The sequence below is a fragment of the Pantoea brenneri genome (assembly GCF_038594305.1).
Classification (GTDB): Bacteria; Pseudomonadota; Gammaproteobacteria; order Enterobacterales; family Enterobacteriaceae; genus Pantoea; species Pantoea brenneri.
Window position 1 is genome coordinate 1270269 of record NZ_JBCGBG010000001.1, and the last position, 18315, is coordinate 1288583.

Annotated in this window: 14 protein-coding genes and 1 pseudogene; 10 read left to right on the plus strand and 5 right to left on the minus strand. The window is 57.6% G+C overall.

The features are described 5' to 3' along the window. Nucleotides 1-72: 72 nt before the first annotated feature. Nucleotides 73-1056 carry an arabinose ABC transporter substrate-binding protein gene (locus tag AABB92_RS05875; protein ID WP_031377611.1) on the minus strand — a complete coding sequence of 328 codons (984 nt, stop codon included), beginning with the start codon at nt 1054-1056 and terminating at the stop codon, nt 73-75. Nucleotides 1057-1421: 365 nt separating this feature from the next. Here AABB92_RS05875 and AABB92_RS05880 point away from each other — a divergent pair, with 365 nt between their 5' ends. From AABB92_RS05880 to AABB92_RS05890, 3 genes are all read left to right on the plus strand, one after another. Next, complete coding sequence (locus tag AABB92_RS05880; protein WP_046288340.1) at nt 1422-3119, plus strand: ribulokinase; 1698 nt, start codon at nt 1422-1424, stop codon at nt 3117-3119. 147 nt (nt 3120-3266) lie between these two features. Continuing rightward, nucleotides 3267-4766, plus strand: coding sequence for an L-arabinose isomerase (araA, locus tag AABB92_RS05885; RefSeq protein WP_046288341.1), 1500 nt, complete (start codon nt 3267-3269; stop codon nt 4764-4766). Between the two features lie 868 nt (nt 4767-5634). Then, nucleotides 5635-6102 (plus strand): GNAT family N-acetyltransferase, encoded by a 468-nt coding sequence (locus AABB92_RS05890; RefSeq protein WP_046288342.1) that lies wholly within the window; start codon nt 5635-5637, stop codon nt 6100-6102. Between the two features lie 44 nt (nt 6103-6146). Here the strand turns inward: AABB92_RS05890 and yjfF are convergent, their stop codons facing one another. The 4 genes and pseudogenes from yjfF to ytfQ form a co-directional block, all read right to left on the minus strand. After that, entirely contained in the window at nt 6147-7133 is a 987-nt protein-coding gene (gene yjfF, locus AABB92_RS05895; RefSeq protein WP_031377340.1) for a galactofuranose ABC transporter, permease protein YjfF, read from the minus strand. Then, nucleotides 7123-8146: pseudogene (gene ytfT / locus AABB92_RS05900) on the minus strand (galactofuranose ABC transporter, ATP-binding protein YtfT); the annotation flags it as partial. The pseudogene ytfT and the gene yjfF, both read right to left, overlap by 11 nt. Then, nucleotides 8139-9659: a sugar ABC transporter ATP-binding protein gene (locus tag AABB92_RS05905; protein ID WP_046288343.1), complete on the minus strand. Its 1521-nt coding sequence runs from the start codon at nt 9657-9659 to the stop codon at nt 8139-8141. The pseudogene ytfT and the gene AABB92_RS05905, both read right to left, overlap by 8 nt. A 54-nt stretch (nt 9660-9713) precedes the next feature. After that, complete coding sequence (ytfQ, locus tag AABB92_RS05910) at nt 9714-10670, minus strand: galactofuranose ABC transporter, galactofuranose-binding protein YtfQ (protein ID WP_031377342.1); 957 nt, start codon at nt 10668-10670, stop codon at nt 9714-9716. Between the two features lie 771 nt (nt 10671-11441). On the opposite strand from ytfQ, the gene AABB92_RS05915 reads away from it, so the two are divergent. The 7 genes from AABB92_RS05915 (at nt 11442) to rsxD (ending at nt 18312) form a co-directional block, all read left to right on the plus strand. After that, nucleotides 11442-11975, plus strand: coding sequence for a cysteine hydrolase family protein (locus tag AABB92_RS05915; RefSeq protein WP_031377343.1), 534 nt, complete (start codon nt 11442-11444; stop codon nt 11973-11975). Nucleotides 11976-12350: 375 nt separating this feature from the next. Further along, a complete protein-coding gene (gene ydgT, locus AABB92_RS05920) occupies nt 12351-12566 on the plus strand; it encodes a transcription modulator YdgT (RefSeq protein ID WP_031377344.1) in 216 nt (71 codons plus the stop codon). 103 nt (nt 12567-12669) lie between these two features. Further along, nucleotides 12670-13113 (plus strand): DUF2569 domain-containing protein, encoded by a 444-nt coding sequence (locus tag AABB92_RS05925; RefSeq protein ID WP_031377345.1) that lies wholly within the window; start codon nt 12670-12672, stop codon nt 13111-13113. 123 nt (nt 13114-13236) lie between these two features. Beyond that, nucleotides 13237-13818: an electron transport complex subunit RsxA gene (rsxA, locus tag AABB92_RS05930; protein ID WP_031377346.1), complete on the plus strand. Its 582-nt coding sequence runs from the start codon at nt 13237-13239 to the stop codon at nt 13816-13818. Continuing rightward, complete coding sequence (gene rsxB, locus AABB92_RS05935) at nt 13818-14396, plus strand: electron transport complex subunit RsxB (RefSeq protein ID WP_031377347.1); 579 nt, start codon at nt 13818-13820, stop codon at nt 14394-14396. Before rsxA ends, rsxB begins: the two co-directional genes overlap by 1 nt. Next, on the plus strand, nt 14389-17253 hold the full coding sequence (rsxC, locus tag AABB92_RS05940) for an electron transport complex subunit RsxC (protein WP_342550265.1): 2865 nt from the start codon (nt 14389-14391) through the stop codon (nt 17251-17253). Before rsxB ends, rsxC begins: the two co-directional genes overlap by 8 nt. Next, a complete protein-coding gene (rsxD, locus tag AABB92_RS05945; RefSeq protein WP_031377349.1) occupies nt 17254-18312 on the plus strand; it encodes an electron transport complex subunit RsxD in 1059 nt (352 codons plus the stop codon). The last annotated feature ends 3 nt before the right edge of the window (nt 18313-18315 follow it).

The window sequence follows — 18315 nt, forward strand, 5'->3', positions numbered from 1 at the left end:
TGTGGCGGCGCGAAATACACGGGCTGACTATATCGTGACGCCGTTGTGTTCAGACACCGGCAGGGGCAGGCTTTACATCAGCCCTTTCTTCGCCAGTTCGGTTTTGAAGTTGTCGCGGGTGATTAACACCACGTCGGTGACTTCGGTGAATTTTGGTGGCTCTTCGCCTTTGCTGACCCAGTTGTAGAGCATCTGGCTGCTTTTATAGCCGTGAACATCCGGGCTCGGCAGCAGAGAACCGTAGAAGCCGGTGGCTTTATCTTTCGACAATTCGCTGATCGCATCGACGCCGTTGATGCCGATACCGATGACGTCAGCCGCTTTAAAGCCCTGTCCTTCTGTGGCACGCACGCCGCCCAGCACGGTGTTGTCGTTCATGCCGACAATCAGCCAGTGTTTAATTTCAGGGTGCTGGACCAGCAGTGAGTTACCGGCATCAAACGCGCCCGGAATATCATTTGATTTGGTCGGCACCTGATAAATCTGCGCGGCCGGGAAGCCGGCTGCTTTGATCGCGTCCATCGAGCCGCCGGTGCGACGACGCGCGGTGTCCAGCTCATTCGCTGTAATGGCCATTACGCCGGTGGTTTTCGCATCCCAGCCGCGTTTCTGCATCTCTTTGTAGAGTTCCTGACCCTGACGCTCACCAATTTTGGTGGCCGCCATCATCACCAGCGGAACGGTATCCATCGGCTTGCCTTTGGCGGTCACGAACTGATCGTCCACCGCAATCACCTTCAGACCATAGCCACGTGCTTTGGCCATGATCGCTGAGCCGAGCTTAGGATCGGGCGTACAGATGACGAAGCCTTTGGCGCCGTTAGCGGCCAGGCTGTCGATGGCGTTGAGGGTTTTCTCACCATCGGGAACGGCAATCTTAATCACGTCAAAGCCCAAATCCTTGCCGGCTTTATCGGCGAACTTCCACTCGGTCTGGAACCAGGGTTCCTCCGGTTGCTTGACTAAGAAACCGAGCTTCATGGTCTCGGCGATAGCGGATTGTGACATAACCGCTGCCAGGCCGATGGCCGCGAACGCTTTAGTGAATTTATGCATGATGCTCTCCGGTGCCAGGTTGTTTTTCACTGCTAATAACGAATCGGTGTAAACGCTACCAGTCTTTTTTCATTTGTAGGTACAGCCATAAATCAGTGCGTTAGAGTGCTATGTGCTGAAAGCCTGTTCAGACGCTGGGCTAGTTTTAGCGGGATTAGCGAAGAAAAATGTAGAGCGGTATCACATCTTAAAATCACGGCAGAATGGTCCATATATTCAGCAAATTTAACCGGAGGTTAACTTTTGCAATGGATCACAAAATCACTGTCGATGACAGAAAAGTGCATATTGTCAGCCAGCCATGACTAACCGTTCTGGCGCGCCGGTCACAGGATGTAGGAGTTCATTAACTACAGGAGATTCCGATGCGTGCTGGAGCCATCACCCTTGGGCTGGACTTTGGTAGTGATTCGGTGCGTGCGCTGGCCGTTGATTGTCACAGCGGCAAAGAGCTGCAGAGTGCGGTGGTCAGCTACCCGCGCTGGCAACAGGGCTTATACAGCGATCCACACACCAACCGTTTTCGTCACCATCCACAGGATTACATCGATGCGATGGAACAGGCGATGCTCGGCGTTCTGAATGCGCTCAGCGAAACGCAGCGCGCCGCCGTAGTCGGCATTGGCGTCGACACAACCGGCTCGACCCCGGCCCCCATCGATCGCGACGGTAACGTGCTGGCGCTGCGCCCCGAATTTGCCGACAACCCCAACGCCATGTTTGTGTTATGGAAAGATCACACTGCAATTGAAGAAGCGGAAGAGATCAATCAGCTGTGCCACAGCGGCCGCTTTCAGGATTACAGCCGCTATATCGGCGGCATTTACTCCTCAGAATGGTTCTGGGCCAAGATTCTGCACGTATCACGCGAAGACGCGGCGGTGCGTGACGCGGCAGTCTCGTGGGTCGAACTGTGCGACTGGGTACCGGCGTTACTGAGCGGCACCACGGCACCCGACCGGCTGCGGCGTGGCCGTTGCGCCGCCGGACATAAAGCGCTGTGGCACGGCGACTGGAACGGCCTGCCCGAAGCGGACTTCCTCAATGCGCTGGACCCGCTGCTCACTCAGCAGCTCGATTCGCCGCTGTTCAGCGACACCTGGACCGCTGACCTGCCGGTCGGCACCCTCAGCCCGGAATGGGCGCAGCGGCTCGGTCTGCCGCAGACGGTCACCCTGTCCGGCGGTGCGTTTGACTGCCACATGGGCGCAGTCGGCGGCGGCGCGAAGCCGTATACCCTGGTCAAAGTAATTGGCACCTCCACCTGCGACATCCTGATTGCCGATGCTGACCAGGTTGGCGATCGCGCAATTAAAGGTATCTGCGGTCAGGTTGATGGCAGCGTGATGCCCGGTGCTGTCGGGCTGGAAGCGGGACAGTCTGCTTTTGGCGATATCTATGCCTGGTTCAGCCGCCTGCTGGGCTGGCCATTGCAACTGGCCGCTGAGCGTCATCCGGCGCTGAAACCGCAACTGGCAGAAATGCAGAAAACGCTGATTAAAGATCTGACCGAGGCGTGGGCTGCCAATCCGCAGCTCGACCACCTGCCGGTGGTACTCGACTGGTTCAACGGCCGCCGCACCCCGAATGCCAACCAGCGCCTGAAAGGGGTCATAACCGATCTCAACCTCGGCACTGACGCACCGGCGCTGTTTGGCGGGCTGGTTGCCGCCACCGCGTTTGGTGCGCGCGCCATTATGGAGTGCTTCGAGCAGCAGCAGATCCCGGTAGAAAACATCCTGACCCTCGGCGGCATCGCGCGTAAATCGCCAGCGATTATGCAGGCCTGCTGCGACGTGATGAACCGGCCACTGGATATCGTCGCCTCTGATGAATGCTGTGCGCTGGGCGCGGCGATTTTCGCCGCCGTCGCGGCCGGCGTCTACTCCAGCGTGCCCGAGGCACAGCAGGTGATGGCCAGTCCGATTGCCGTCACCCTGCAGCCCGATCCGGCGCGCGTGGCACGCTATCAACAACTCTATCAACGCTATCAACAATGGTGCGTGACGGCTGAACCGCAATACGCCGCTCGCCCCGCTTCCGCTAAGAGCCTATCCCAGTAGGCGTAATTGTTGCAGGCAGTCTGGACACGGACAGCGCGGAACAACCGGAGCGTACACGGAGTACGTGAGGATTGTGAGCACTACCCAGGTTCAGACTGACAAATAAAATAGCCTATTGGGGTAGGCTCAAAGTAAAGGAGTGATTTTATGGAACAGTTAAACAGCTACAGCGTGTGGTTTGTGATTGGCACGCAGCACCTCTACGGTGCGGAGACGTTACGCCAGGTAGAACAGCATGCGCGTCAGGTAGTCGAGGGATTAAATCAGGCTGGCCTGCCGCTGCAGCTGGAGCTGAAACCGCTGGTGAAATCACCGGATGAAGCGCTGACGCTGTGCCGCGACGCGAATCATGACACCCGCTGCGTTGGCATCATTACCTGGCTGCACACCTTTTCGCCGGCTAAAATGTGGATCGGCGGCCTGAGCGTGCTGAATAAACCACTGCTGCAGTTCCATACCCAGTTCAATGCTGAAATTCCGTGGGACAGCATGGACATGGACTTTATGAACCTGAACCAGACCGCACACGGCGGCCGTGAGTTTGGTTTTATCGGCGCACGGATGGGTCTGCAGCACAGCGTGGTCACCGGTCACTGGCAGGACGGTGCCAGCCAGCAGCGTCTGGGTAACTGGATGCGTGCGGCGCTGACGAAACAGGCCAGCCAGCAGCTAAAAGTGGCGCGCTTTGGCGATAACATGCGCGAAGTGGCGGTTACCGAAGGCGATAAAGTCGCGGCGCAGATTCAGTTCGGTTATGCCGTCAACGGCTGGGGCGTCGGCGATCTGGTTGAGGTGATCAATCAGGTCAGTGATGGCGACGTCAATGCGTTGATCGATGAGTACGAAAGCCTCTATCGCTTTACCGATGTGGCGGCCTCGGGCGGCGAAAAACGGCAGAACGTGCTGGATGCAGCGCGTATCGAGCTGGGCCTGAAGCGTTTCCTGGAAGCAGAAGGCTGTCAGGCATTTACCACCAACTTCCAGACGCTGCACGGTATGACGCAGTTGCCGGGACTGGCGGTGCAACGTCTGATGGGCCAGGGTTATGGCTTTGCCGGTGAAGGTGACTGGAAAACCGCGGCGCTGTTACGCATTTTCAAAGTGCTGGCGGGCGATCGTAAAGGTGGTACCTCATTTATGGAGGATTACACCTATCACTTCTCACCGGGTAACGATCTGGTGCTCGGCTCCCACATGCTGGAAGTCTGCCCGTCGATTGCCATTGAAGAGAAGCCATTAATCGATGTGCAGTTCCTCGGCATTGGTGATAAAGCCGATCCGGCCCGCATGATTTTCTCAACGCCAGCCGGGCGTGCGATTAATGCCAGCGTAATTGATATGGGCGATCGTTTCCGTCTGCTGGTTAACGTGGTAGATGCGATTGAACAGCCGAAACCGCTGCCGAAGTTGCCGGTTGCGCGCGCACTGTGGAAAGCCCAGCCGTCATTGGCGACCGCGTCCGAAGCGTGGATTCTGGGCGGCGGCGCGCACCATACGGTGTTCAGCCAGGCGCTGACTTTGGATGATATGTATCTGTACGGTGAGATGAACGACATCGAAGTGCTGGTGATTGACGAGCATACACGTTTACCCGCTTTCAAAGATGCGCTGCGCTGGAACGAAGCGTACTACCGGCTGAAACGTTAATTACGCACTGCGGCAGCGCTGTTCATTTTAATGATTAGCAGCGCGCCAGAATCAATCAAACCACCGATGCAGGCTTATGCGGCATCGGTTTTTTTTTATAAAAACGGTGCTATTTAGTCGGGATGGCGGGCGTTCCGTAACATCGCCGTCAACAGATCCCTGTAGCTCCGGCTGCCGGGATACTCGCCTCACACTGTCCGCTTCCTGCTTCTTAAAGCGATGCATCAGCCCAGCCGGGAAGGAAGACATGCCTGAAGAGCAAAGCGTCCGCGCCGGGGATGGCGCGGCCGATCCGCAGGGATGCGGGAATCCTTTGCGATCGGGCATGCCTTTCCTGACCCTGCACCCTCAGCCAACAGCGACTGTTTTATGCTATCCCCAATAAAAACTATCCGCTTCCTGCTTCTTAAAGCGATACATCAGCCCAGCCGGGAAGGAAGACATGCCTGAAGAGCAAAGCGTCCGCGCCCGGGATGGCGTGGCCGATCCGCAGGGATGCGGGAATCCTTTGCGATCGGGCATGCCTTTCCTGATCCTGTACTCTCAGCCAACAGCGACTGTTTTATGCCATTCCCAATAATAACTATCCGCTTCCTGCTTCTTAAAGCGATACATCAGCCCAGCCGGGAAGGAAGACATGCCTGAAGAGCAAAGCGTCCGCGCCCGGGATGGCGCGGCCGATCCGCAGGGATGCGGGAATCCTTTGCGATCGGGCATGCCTTTCCTGACCCTGCACCTTCATCTAACAGCGACTGTTTTAGCCGGATATACAAACATCCTTTACTGCAATGTAACCTCTTCATGATCTTGCTCTTTAACCCACCAGCCTGTATTGCTTGATGCCTGACAAAATAAAGGTGCCCCGCACATGCTTATTGCCGAGCTGAATCAACATCCCCGCTACGCCGAACAAACCGCACAGCTGCTGCACACTGAATGGTCACATTTTCCTGCATGGTCTCACCCGCCTGCCATTGTTGCGCGTTTAAAACAGCGCAATCAGAAACCTTCGGCAGAATTTACCCTTATTGCCACGCCGGATGGCGAAACGGTGATCGCGACCTGTAGCGTCATTCGCTATGAACTGGATGACATTGCCGCGCGGGAATACTGGATTGGTGAGGTGGTCACAGATAAGAGATTCCGGGGTCAGGGCGTGGCAAAAGCGTTGATCCAACAGGCGATTGCGACAGCAATCAAACAACAAATCAGTGAACTGTGGCTCTATACGCCCGATCAGCAAGGGTACTATCAGCGCTCAGGATGGCAGGCGGTGGAACAGCGGCACATAGCGGGTGAAGAGGTCACGGTGATGAAGTTGCGTCTGGCGCAGTAAAGGACGGCTCGGGCGAGCCGCCCTCTAGCGGGATACTCAGGTAGTCAGGAACTCAATCGTTTTACCGGTGCATTCTGCTGGCGATCCCAGATCACCGTCAGCAAACGTTGTAACGCGATAAAGGCAAACAGCAGGATACCAATGGCGATTTTGGTCCACCACGAGCTGAGGGTGCCGTCGAAGTTAATCCAGGTCTGGATCAGCCCCTGAATCAGCACGCCGAACAGCGTACCCAGCACCGTTCCGACCCCGCCCGACAGCAGCGTGCCGCCGATGACTACCGAAGCAATCGCATCCAGCTCCACGCCCAGTCCCGCCAGCGCATAACCGGCCGAGGTGTAGATAGAGAAGACGATACCGGCTAGCGTGGCTAAGGTGGTAGAGAGCATATAGATTTTGATGGTGGTGGCACGAGTCGAGACCCCCATCAGCTGCGCCGAGGTCAGGTTACCGCCAATCGCGTAGACCTGATTACCAAAGCGGGTACGGTGCGCCAGAATAATCCCACCCAGCACCACCACCAGCATAATCACCGCCAGCAGGCTGAGACGTCCGCCGCCTGGCACTTTCCACGCCAGGCTGGAGAGCATGGTATAGAACGGATGATCGATCGGAATCGAGTTCTCCGACACCAGATAGCTGCAGCCGCGCAGAAAGAACATGCCGGCCAGGGTGATAATAAATGCCGGGATCTTCAGCGCATCGATCAACCAGCCCATCATCGCGCCGAACAAGGCACCCAGCGCCAGAATTACCGCAAAAGCCAGCAGCGGATCGAGGTGGAAATCGCCAATCGCCCGCGCCAGGAACACCCCGGTAAAGGCGATCACCGCGCCGACCGACAGATCGATACCGCCGGATAAAATCACAAAAGTCATACCGACCGCTATAATGCCCAGAAAGGCATTATCAGTCAGGATATTGCAGATGACCCGGGTTGAGGCGAAGCCCGGAAACTGGCTCAGGCAGAACAGGTAACCCGCGACGAACACCAGCAAGGTGATCATCAACGGCAGATGGCGTTTGATCATGTCGGGCGTCTCCGTTTTAACATCGCAATAAACCGGGGTGATTGCAGTAACAGCACGCACATCACTACCACCGCTTTGACCACCTGATTCAGCTCTGGCGGGAAGCCGGAGAGCAAAATACCGGTGTTCATCGACTGAATAATCAACGCACCGATCAAAGACAGCACCAGATTGAAGCGTCCGCCCATCAGCGAAGCGCCACCGATTACCACCGCCAGAATCGCATCCAGCTCCAGCCATAATCCGGCGTTATTGGCATCCGCACCGCGAATGTCGGCAGCAACAATCAGCCCGGCTACCGCAGCGCAAACGCCGCTGATGGCGTAGGTCGACATCACCACCAGCCAGCCGGTGACGCCCGCATTGCGCGCGGCACGCAGGTTGATCCCTACCGCTTCAATAAACAGGCCGAGCGCGGTTTTGCGAGTCAGCAGCCAGACCGCCAGCGCCACCAGCAGAGTGATCCACACCGGTACCGGCAACATCAGCAGCGAACCGTTGCCAAACCAGCCAAGACTGTCACTGTCGAAGGTAACGATCTGGCCCTGGGTAATCAGCTGGGCAATACCGCGCCCCGCCACCATCAGAATCAGCGTGGCGACGAACGGTTGTATACGCAGCAGCGCCACCAGCACCCCATTCCAGATACCGCAGGCCAGACCGGTAGCCAGCGTCACGGCAATGATAAACGGCACGCTGTGTCCGGCCACGGTCAGGGTCGCTGCCGTCGCGCCGGCAATCGCCATCACCGCCCCAACCGACAGATCGATACCGCCGGTGGCGATCACCAGCGTCATGCCAATTGCCAGCAGCGCCACCGGCGCAGCGCGGTTGAGGATATCAATCGGACTGCCGAACAGTCGGCCATCCTGCAGATGGACAGCAAAAAAGTTATTTGCCACCAGGCTATCGATCAGCAGCACCAGCAGCAGCGCCGCGATTTGCGGCATGCCCGGTGGCAGTTTCAGCTTACGGCGTTGCGGTTTTTCAGGTGTCATAGGGGTCTCAAGCATGTTGTGCCCCTCCGTCAGCGATAGCGTTGACGATCGACGCTACCGAAAGTTGCTCCAGCGGAATTTCTGCCACCTGCTTCAGATCGCGCATGATCAACACCCGATCGGCATAACCCACCAGTTCTTCAAGCTCAGAGGAGATGACCAGCAGCGCCAGTCCATCAGCACATAAGGATTCAATTAAACGAATAATCTCGGCGTGCGCGCCCACGTCAATGCCGCGCGTCGGCTCGTCGAGGATCAGAAACTGCGGTTTAGTCACCAGCCAGCGCGACAGCAGCACCTTTTGCTGGTTGCCACCCGACAGCAGCTCCACCGGTTGATCGGCGTGTGGCGTTCGAATGCCCAGGCTCTTGATAAAGCGTTCGGCGATCGCCTGCTGCTCACGTTTTTTAATCGGTCGTAGCCAGCCGCGCTGCGCCTGCAATGCCAGAATGATATTTTCGCGCACCGATGCCGCGCCAATAATCCCGTCGGTTTTGCGATCTTCCGGACAGAACCCCATCCCCAGCTGCGAGGCGCGAGCCGGGTTAGTGATTCGCTGCACCTTGCCTTTGATTTTTGCCGTGCCGCGATCGGCGCGGCGAATACCAAACAGCACTTCTGCGGTTTCGGTACGGCCCGAGCCCAGCAGTCCTGCCAGACCGACCACTTCACCCGGCCGGACCTCCAGATTAAACGGCTCGATGGTGCCTTTTTTGCCGTAATCTTCAAACGATACCACCGGCTGATTACTGCGCAGGGTGCTGCCCTGCCGCTGCAGCGCCGTCTCCAGCAGTTCGCGCCCCAGCATCAGTTTGATCAGTTCAATTTGCGGCAGCGAGGCGGTGTCGCGGGTAGCGATAAATTGCCCGTTGCGTAATACCGTGATGCGATCGGTGATGCGGTAAACCTGGTCGAGAAAGTGGGTAACGAAAATCAGGCTCATCCCTTTGGCTTTTAACTGCGCCATCAGGGTAAACAGCATCTCCACTTCACTGGCGTCGAGGCTGGCGGTTGGTTCATCCAGAATCAGCACCTGGGCGGAGAGATCGACTGCGCGGCAGATAGCGATAATCTGCTGCATCGCCACCGAGTAGTGTCCCAGCGGGCGCGTCACGTCGAGTGAAAAACCGTAGTTGCGCATCAGCGCATCGGCATCCCGCACCATGCGCCGCCGATCGAGCATGCCGAAGCGTCGTGGCTCGCGGCCTATATAGAGGTTATCGGCTACCGACATATTCGGCAGCATGTTCACTTCCTGATAAACGGTACCAATGCCCATCTCCTGCGCCTGGGCAGTGTTGTGCGGCGTAATCGGCTTACCGTTCAGGGTGATGGTGCCGGCATCGCGGCTGTAGACCCCGGTCAGCACTTTGATCAGGGTTGACTTCCCCGCGCCGTTCTCGCCCAGCAGCGCCATGATCTCGCCCTTGCGAATATCAAACGAGACGTTGTTCAGCGCTTTAACGCCAGGAAATCCTTTGCTGACGCCGCTGATGGTTAACAGCGATGTTTCATTGTGTGTGGTCATTCTGCTAACTCCGCCTCACGTCATGAAAAACCGCCCCGCAGGGCGGTCTGCGGCTTAGTAACCCATGCCTTTTTTGCGTTCCAGTTCCCGCTGAGCGTCAGCAGGCAGGAACAGTTTCGATTCGGTTTTGATCACTTTTGGCGGCAGCGTGCCCTCTTTCTTAAATTTCTCCAGCGCATCAAAGGCCGGGCCGGCCATGTTTGGCGTCAGCTCCACGTTGGCATTGGCTTCGCCTGCCAGCATCGCTTTATAGATATCCGGTACGCCGTCAATCGAGCCGGTCAGAATATCTTTGCCGGGCTTCAGACCGGCTTCTTTAATCGCCTGGATGGCACCGATCGCCATGTCATCGTTGTGTGCGTAAACCATGCAGATGTTCTTGCCGTTGTTTTCCGCCTTGATGAAGCTTTCCATCACCTCTTTACCTTTGCTGCGGGTAAAGTCGCCGGACTGAGAGCGGATCACTTTGATGTTCGGATGACCGCTGATCGCTTCAGCAAAGCCTTTCTTACGATCGATCGCCACGCTGGCCCCGACCGTGCCCTGCAGTTCCACCACGTTACACTGCTTGTCGCCGACGGTTTTCACCAGCCAGTCGCCAATCAGCTTGCCTTCCAGCACGTTATCCGCAGTGACAACCGCCTGATACAGCGATTTGTCTTTGACTACGATGGCGCGGTCCAGCAGATAGACCGGGATTTTGGCGTCTTTGGCTTCTTCCAGCACCGGTTCCCAACCGGTCTGCACCACCGGCGCGATAAAGATGGCGTCAACGCCCTGAGCGATAAACGAGCGAACCGCTTTAATCTGGTTCTCTTGTTTTTGCTGACCATCAGCGATTTTCAGGGTGATACCGCGTTTTTTAGCTTCGCTTTTCGCCACGTTGGTTTCGGCGGAGCGCCAGCCAGATTCCGAACCCACCTGCGAGAAGCCGACCGTCATGTCCGCAGCCAGCACTGGTCCGGTCAACGCGGCGCTGACCAGCGTGGTCAGAAGTAAACGTTTCCACATAGTTTTTATTCCTCTGAAGGGCATTTGCTGTTTAGGGTAGAGAGCCCGCTTAGCCTGGACTAAAAAAGGGTGCATAATGGCGACATGCTTCACAAAATTGAGCAATTTAAAGGAGTTACGTCAACATCAACCGTTTTATAGTGCAGGCTGTTATGGATAAAACAACTGAAAGTGAAATCAGGACGGGTTAAATAATTGTAATAAACAGAATCGCTTATGCGCAGCCCCACTGAAAGCGATTACAGCCAGGCGTACAAAATGGGTTATCCGCCTGCGGGATGAACAAAAAATGGGATTTGTGATTGCCCGCACATTGCTTGCATAGTGCTAGCGTAGCGCTCGCATAGTGCCCACATAGTGCATTTTTCAGGTGACTGGCGGGCGAAACGTTTCTCTGGCGACTTCTGCGGGCGATCGGTTGACAGCGCGACGCCGGCTGACCACGACGGGCGGCCTGAGACGACGGCAGGCAATGCGCACTGCCGGGTTAAGGGCGACCCTGACCAAGCGTTTTTTTACTCCGCTGCGGCGTATTTACTGCACCATCTGTGTTAGCGTGTTGTTCATTAGTCACCACTCGTTCAGCAGTCACCACTGAAGGCAACATCATGTTTATCTCAGGTTCGATCACCACCACTACCACCACCCGCACCGCTTTGAGCGGCGGCGTGAGCGTATCTGTGACCGGTACCTGACAAACAGATCTTCGCTCCCCGCCCAACCGGACGGGGACCTGTTCTCCGTTCTTAACCCTCTGAATGGAGAAACAACATGAGTTCATCTGAAAGCGCATTATTAGTCATCGATATGCAACAGGGCCTGTTCAGGGGAGCTGTCACGCCTTATCACGCCGATAGGGTGTTAGCGAATATTTGCCTGCTGATTGAAAAAGCGCGTCAGGCTAAGGTCCCGATCTTTTTTGCACGCCATACCGGACCCGATGATTCCCCCTTCAGCGCCTGGAGCCCGTTAACCCGTCTGTTGCCGGAACTGGGCATTGATGACGCGCAGGAGGGTGTTTTTATCAAAAAATTCCCCAGCTGTTTCAGAGATACGCCGCTGCTGAGCCAGTTACGAGAACAAGGGATTAAACAGCTGGTGGTGACCGGGATGAAAACCGAGTTTTGCGTCGATACCAGCTGTCGGGCAGCCGCAGATTGCGGTTTTTCAGTGGTGCTGGTTTCTGATGCCCACACCACGGTGGATAATCCCCATCTGACCGCAGAAAAAATCATTGCTCACCATAATCTGACCCTGGCCGGTCCGTTTGTTACCCTGAGCGCGGCTGCAGAGTGGCATTTTTAGTCAACATTGCGTTATTAAAATCTGCGCATTCACTCTATCTGCCGCGCCGGTCAGCCACCTTCCACGCTGCTGCCGGCAGGCCTGATGCTGGCCTTCACCACGCAGGCCAGGCAAAAACCGTCCGGACGCGGTGTGACACGCCTGGCACGTCAGCGCGGAGGGATTATTTTCTGACACGGGCGATGTTGCAGAATTCCCGGTTCAGCACCGCGGGCAGGTGGCCCTATCCGCGAATAAACCTGCAAAAATGGACTTTTAGCGGCGTATTCCGGTCGTTTATCTGATTTTCACCTTTTTTTGATCACAGGATCTGGACAGGTTTAGCTTGCCCCCTATACTGAGCACTCCTTAGTTCCTTCTACTGTTATGGCAATGATGACTGCGTACGACTACCTGCTTAAATTTCGTAAAGTGAATAACTCAGACAGTCTGGAAAAGCTCTTCGATCACCTCAATTACTCGCTCACCGATGAGATGGATATCATCAATATGTACCGTGCTGCCGATCATCGGCGCGCCGAACTGGCGTCGGGCGGACGGTTATATGATCTTGGCTGTGTGCCTAAGACGGTGTGGCGCTACGTGGTATAACTTCCTGCTGCCTGATTTTTTGGTTACGTTGTCCAGGCGGGCGCGCCCCATCTGGACATGCTATTCTGCTGCGCTTCGACTTCCCAAGACAGGAATTACCGCTATGAATGAACAGGTTGCTGCGCCGCGCATCGGTGGCTGGCTTTTGCTGCCGCTGGCCTGGCTGATTATGACCCTGTTAACCACTGCGCTGGTAATGGCGATGTACCTTACACCGCTGTTTAATCCGGAATGGCGCGCGACACTCTTCTCCCATGGCAGCACCCTTTTCTCTTACTGGGCCATCTCCCTGCTGACCGCCGCGGCGGTCTGGGCTTACAGCCTGTGGATTAGCTGGCTGTTCTTTAAGCGCTCACGCCGTTTACCGCGCCATTATCTGCTGTGGTTGCTGATTACCGTGCTGTTGGCGCTGAAAACCTTTGCCTTTACCCCGGTAACCGACAGCCGCGCCTTACAGACGCTGTTGCTTTCACTGGCGGCCGCAGCGGTGTTTGCCCCCTACTTCAAACGCTCAAAGCGGGTAAAAAGCACCTTTATTGAACCCTAACGCTGTGAGTTGTGTCAGGAATTTAATTCTGAGTGCGGTCTGCCCGGCCGGTTGCGGCGTAGCGGTTGAGATACGCCGCACTATCAATGATAATAAGCCGCTTTCTGGATTTCAGGCGAAAAAATGACCGATTATCTGCTTCTCTTTGTTGGTACTGTGCTGGTAAATAACTTCGTGCTGGTGAAGTTCCTTGGCCTGTGCCCGTTTATGGGCGTTTCCAAAAAACTGGAGACGGCAATCGGCATGGGCCTGGCCACCACTTTCGTGATTACGCTGGCCTCAATCTGTGCCTGGCTGGTGAATCACCTGATTCTGCTGCCGCTCGATCTGGTCTACCTGCGCACCATGGCCTATATCCTGGTGATCGCGGTGGTGGTGCAGTTCACCGAGATGGTGGTGCGTAAAACCAGCCCGTCGCTCTATCGCCTGCTGGGCATTTTCCTGCCGCTGATCACCACCAACTGCGCGGTGCTGGGCGTGCCATTGCTGAGCGTCAATCTGAATCACACCTTTCTGCAGGCAGCCCTGTACGGCTTTAGCGCCTCACTCGGCTTCTCGCTGGTGATGGTGCTGTTCGCCGGCATGCGTGAACGTCTGGTGCTGGCCAACGTCCCGGCCCCGTTCAAAGGTAACTCCATTGCCCTGATCACCGCTGGCCTGATGGCGCTGGCGTTTATGGGCTTTACCGGTCTGGTGAAATTCTGATGACCGCGATCTGGATAGCAGTTGCTGTATTAAGTGCGCTGAGCCTGGTGTTCGGTGCGCTGCTGGGCTACGCTTCACGCCGCTTTGAGGTCGAAGAAGACCCAATCGTTGAGCAAATTGATGCCATTCTGCCGCAGAGTCAGTGCGGGCAGTGTGGCTATCCCGGTTGCCGCCCGTATGCCGATGCGGTGGGCAACAACGGTGAAGCCATCAACAAGTGCGCGCCAGGCGGTGAGCAGACCATGCTCAAGCTGGCAGAGCTGCTGAACGTTGAGCCGCAGCCGATTGATGGCGATGAAACCGCCAAAGCGCCGGTCCGCACCGTGGCCTTTATCGATGAAGCGAACTGCATTGGCTGCACCAAGTGTATTCAGGCCTGCCCGGTAGATGCGATTGTCGGGGCGACCCGCGCCATGCACACCGTGCTGAGCGATGTCTGCACCGGCTGCGATCTCTGTGTTGCGCCCTGCCCGACTGACTGCATCGAGATGCGGCCGGTTGAGACCACGCCTGCCAACTGGAAGTGGGATCTGAACAGCATTCCGGTGCGGGTGATTCCGGTAGAAACTCATGCTTAATTTGTTGAATTTTTTCAAAAAAGATAAGATCTGGGATTTTCAGGGCGGCATTCATCCGCCGGAAATGAAAACCCAGTCCAACGGTACCCCGCTGAGCGAACTGCCGTTGCCGCACCGTTTTATCATCCCGCTGAAACAGCACATCGGTCACGAAGGTGAAATCTGCGTGGCACCGGGCGATAAGGTGCTGCGCGGTCAGCCCCTGACCTTTGGCACCGGCCGGATGTTACCGGTGCATGCCCCGACCTCCGGCACCATCGAGGATATCGGTCAGCACATGACCGCCCATCCGTCTGGCCTGTCAGAGCTGTGCATTTTCCTGACGCCCGATGGCGAAGACCGCTGGATGCCGCTTGATCCCCTGCCCGATTACCGCCAGCATCCGCGCGCCGACATCGTGCAGCGTATTCACGATGCCGGGATTGCCGGTCTGGGCGGCGCGGGCTTCCCGACCGCCACCAAGCTTAAAGGCGGTCTGCGCGGTGTCAAAACCCTGATCATCAATGCGGCAGAGTGCGAGCCTTACATCACTGCGGATGACCGTCTGATGCAGGACTACGCGGCTGAAGTGCTGGAAGGCAGCCGGATTCTCGCCTGGGTATTACAGGCAGAACGGGTGCTGATTGGCATCGAAGATAATAAACCTGAAGCCATTGCGGCACTGAAGCAGGCGTTAGGCGGCGAGCGCGATCTGCAAATACGGGTGATCCCGACCAAATACCCCTCTGGCGGTGCTAAACAGCTGACCCGCATCCTGACCGGGATGGAGGTTCCGCACGGCGGACGCTCGACCGATATTGGTGTGCTGATGCAGAACGTCGGTACCGCCTGGGCAGTTAAGCGCGCGATTATCAATGGTGAACCGATTACAGAACGCGTCGTGACGCTGACCGGCGAGGCGATCGCCCAGCCGCGCAACGTCTGGAGCCGTCTCGGCACGCCTATCAGCCATCTGCTGCATCAGGTCGGGTTCCGTCCTGGCCCGCGCCAGATGGTGATCATGGGCGGTCCCCTGATGGGCTTTACCCTGCCGTCGCTGGACGTGCCGGTGGTGAAGATCACCAACTGTATTCTGGCCCCGTCCAGCAGCGAAATGGGTAACAACGACGAAGAGCAGTCCTGCATTCGCTGTTCTGCCTGCGCTGATGCCTGCCCGGCTAAACTGCTGCCACAGCAGCTTTACTGGTACAGCCAGGGCGGCGACCACGATAAGGCGCGCGCGCATCACATTGATGATTGCATTGAGTGCGGTGCCTGCGCCTATGTCTGCCCGAGCAATATTCCGCTGGTGCAGTATTACCGGCAGGAAAAAGCTGAGCTGCGCGCCATCGATCTGGAAGCGAAACGTACCCTCGAAGCCAAAGCGCGCTTTGAAGCGCGCCAGGCCCGGCTGGAACGTGAGAAGCAGGCGCGTGAAGCGCGACATGAAGAGGCGAAACAGCGCGTTGCCCGCAGTGACAACGGCGAGCTGGCGGCAGCGAAAGCGCGGGCCACCGCCCGTCGTGCCGAACCTGATGAAGCCGCTGCTGAAGCGCAGCGTGAAGCCCGTCATGCGCAGGCGCGTCTGCGTCAGGCCGAGGCTCAGGCAGAAACTCAGGCGCTGAGTCGTCAGACTACCGATCCGCGTAAAGCGGCGGTTGAGGCGGCGATTGCCCGCGCCAAAGCGAAGAAAATGACGCCAGCCGGGGCCGGGAGCGAGGCCAGTGAAGAGGCGGCAGTCGATCCGCGTAAAGCGGCGGTTGAAGCGGCTGTTGCCCGTGCGAAGGCGAAGAAAGCCGCCCAGGCGGAAAGCGCGCAGCCGGTAACGGACGCTGACGCCCAGCCTGCCGCTGAAACTGACGATCCGCGCAAAGCCGCGGTGCAGGCCGCCATTGCCCGCGCGAAGGCGAAGAAAGCCGCCCAGGCGGAAAGCGCGCAGCCGGTAACGGACGCTGACGCCCAGCCTGCCGCTGAAACTGACGATCCGCGTAAAGCCGCGGTGCAGGCCGCCATTGCCCGCGCGAAGGCGAAGAAAGCCGCCCAGGCAGACAGCGCGCAGCCGGGAACGGACGCTGAGTCACAGCCTGCCGCTGAAACTGACGATCCGCGTAAAGCCGCGGTGCATGCCGCGATTGCCCGCGCGAAAGCGAAGAAAGCCGCCCAGGCGGAAAGCGCACAGCCGGTAACGGGAGCTGACGCCCAGCCTGCTGAAGAAACTGACGATCCGCGCAAAGCCGCAGTGCAGGCCGCTATCGCCCGCGCGAAGGCGAAGAAAGCCGCCCAGGCAGACAGCGCGCAGCCGGGAACGGACGCTGAGTCACAGCCTGCCGCTGAAACTGACGATCCGCGCAAAGCCGCAGTGCAGGCCGCGATTGCCCGTGCGAAGGCGAAGAAAGCCGCCCAGGCAGACAGCGCGCAGCCGGTAACGGACGCTGACGCCCAGCCTGCTGCTGAAACTGACGATCCGCGCAAAGCCGCAGTGCAGGCCGCGATTGCCCGTGCGAAGGCGAAGAAAGCCGCCCAGGCGGAAAGCGCGCAGCCGGTAACGGACGCTGACGCACAGCCTGCCGCTGAAACTGACGATCCGGGTAAAGCCGCGGTGCAGGCCGCTATCGCCCGCGCGAAGGCGAAGAAAGCGCAGGCTCAGGCAGCGGCGGCCGATGCAGCCTCACGTGATGCTGCGGTAGTGGCCACGCAGGCCCATTACGCCGTCGAAAAAGCTGAACAGGCGCAGGAGCAAGCGAACAACGCCAATGCTGAACCGGAACAGGCACCTGAATTGAATCAACCCGATGATGCGCGTAAAGCCGCCATAGCGGCCGCCATCGCACGTGCCAAAGCGCGTAAAGCGCAGTCGTCTACGACGCTTGAGGATTAAATGGCTTTTCGTATCGCAAGTTCCCCTTATACCCATAACCGCCGCAGTACCGGCAATATCATGTTGCTGGTGGTGCTGGCGGCGGTGCCGGGTTTTGCCGCACAGTGTTATTTCTTTGGCTACGGCACGCTTTTACAGGTTTTACTGGCTACGCTGACCGCCTGGCTGACTGAAGCTGCTATTTTACGGCTGCGTAAAGCGCCGGTTGGCAGCAACCTGGCAGACAACTCAGCGCTGCTGACGGCGGTGCTGATCGGTATCAGTCTGCCCCCGCTGGCACCGTGGTGGCTGGTGGTGATCGGCACGGTGTTCGCCATCGTCATTGCCAAACAGCTGTATGGCGGGTTGGGCCAGAACCCCTTCAATCCGGCGATGGTCGGTTATGTGGTGCTGCTGATCTCCTTCCCGGTCCAGATGACCAGCTGGTTGCCGCCCGACACGCTACAGGCGATTAAACCGACGCTGATGGACAGTCTGAGCATGATATTCCGCGGCCATACGCTGGCGGGCGAGACCATGCAGCAGTTGCAGATTGGCGTTGACGGCATCAGCCAGGCGACGCCGCTGGATACCTTTAAAACCGGGCTGCGCGCCGGTCACAGCGCCGATCAGTTACTGGCGCAGCCAATCTACAGCGGCGTGCTGGCGGGTCTCGGCTGGCAATGGGTCAATCTGGGTTACCTGGCTGGCGGTCTGTTTCTGCTGTGGAAAAATGCGATCCGCTGGCATATTCCTGCCGCTATGCTGCTGTCGCTGGCGTTCTGCGCTACGCTTGGCTGGGTATTTTCACCAGACTCGCTCAACAGTCCGCTGATTCACCTGTTCTCCGGCGCGACTATGTTGGGTGCATTTTTCATCGCCACCGATCCGGTTACCGCCTCCACCACTAACCGCGGTCGTCTGATTTACGGCGCGCTGATCGGCCTGCTGGTCTGGCTGATCAGAAGTTTCGGCGGTTACCCGGATGGCGTGGCCTTCGCGGTGTTGCTGGCCAACATCTGCGTGCCGCTGATTGACTACTACACCCAGCCGCGCGTTTACGGCCATTTAAAGGATTAAGCG

What these genes read in the sequence shown, in the direction of transcription:
- yjfF (WP_031377340.1), bottom strand. Translation starts at nt 7,133, where the DNA reads ATGATCAAACGCCATCTGCCGTTGATGATCACCTTGCTGGTGTTCGTC.
- rsxD (WP_031377349.1), top strand. Translation starts at nt 17,254, where the DNA reads ATGGCTTTTCGTATCGCAAGTTCCCCTTATACCCATAACCGCCGCAGT.
- rsxB (WP_031377347.1), top strand. Translation starts at nt 13,818, where the DNA reads ATGACCGCGATCTGGATAGCAGTTGCTGTATTAAGTGCGCTGAGCCTG.
- rsxC (WP_342550265.1), top strand. Translation starts at nt 14,389, where the DNA reads ATGCTTAATTTGTTGAATTTTTTCAAAAAAGATAAGATCTGGGATTTT.
- AABB92_RS05890 (WP_046288342.1), top strand. Translation starts at nt 5,635, where the DNA reads ATGCTTATTGCCGAGCTGAATCAACATCCCCGCTACGCCGAACAAACC.
- ytfQ (WP_031377342.1), bottom strand. Translation starts at nt 10,670, where the DNA reads ATGTGGAAACGTTTACTTCTGACCACGCTGGTCAGCGCCGCGTTGACC.
- AABB92_RS05915 (WP_031377343.1), top strand. Translation starts at nt 11,442, where the DNA reads ATGAGTTCATCTGAAAGCGCATTATTAGTCATCGATATGCAACAGGGC.
- AABB92_RS05905 (WP_046288343.1), bottom strand. Translation starts at nt 9,659, where the DNA reads ATGACCACACACAATGAAACATCGCTGTTAACCATCAGCGGCGTCAGC.
- AABB92_RS05880 (WP_046288340.1), top strand. Translation starts at nt 1,422, where the DNA reads ATGCGTGCTGGAGCCATCACCCTTGGGCTGGACTTTGGTAGTGATTCG.
- ydgT (WP_031377344.1), top strand. Translation starts at nt 12,351, where the DNA reads ATGACTGCGTACGACTACCTGCTTAAATTTCGTAAAGTGAATAACTCA.
- AABB92_RS05875 (WP_031377611.1), bottom strand. Translation starts at nt 1,056, where the DNA reads ATGCATAAATTCACTAAAGCGTTCGCGGCCATCGGCCTGGCAGCGGTT.
- AABB92_RS05925 (WP_031377345.1), top strand. Translation starts at nt 12,670, where the DNA reads ATGAATGAACAGGTTGCTGCGCCGCGCATCGGTGGCTGGCTTTTGCTG.
- araA (WP_046288341.1), top strand. Translation starts at nt 3,267, where the DNA reads ATGGAACAGTTAAACAGCTACAGCGTGTGGTTTGTGATTGGCACGCAG.
- rsxA (WP_031377346.1), top strand. Translation starts at nt 13,237, where the DNA reads ATGACCGATTATCTGCTTCTCTTTGTTGGTACTGTGCTGGTAAATAAC.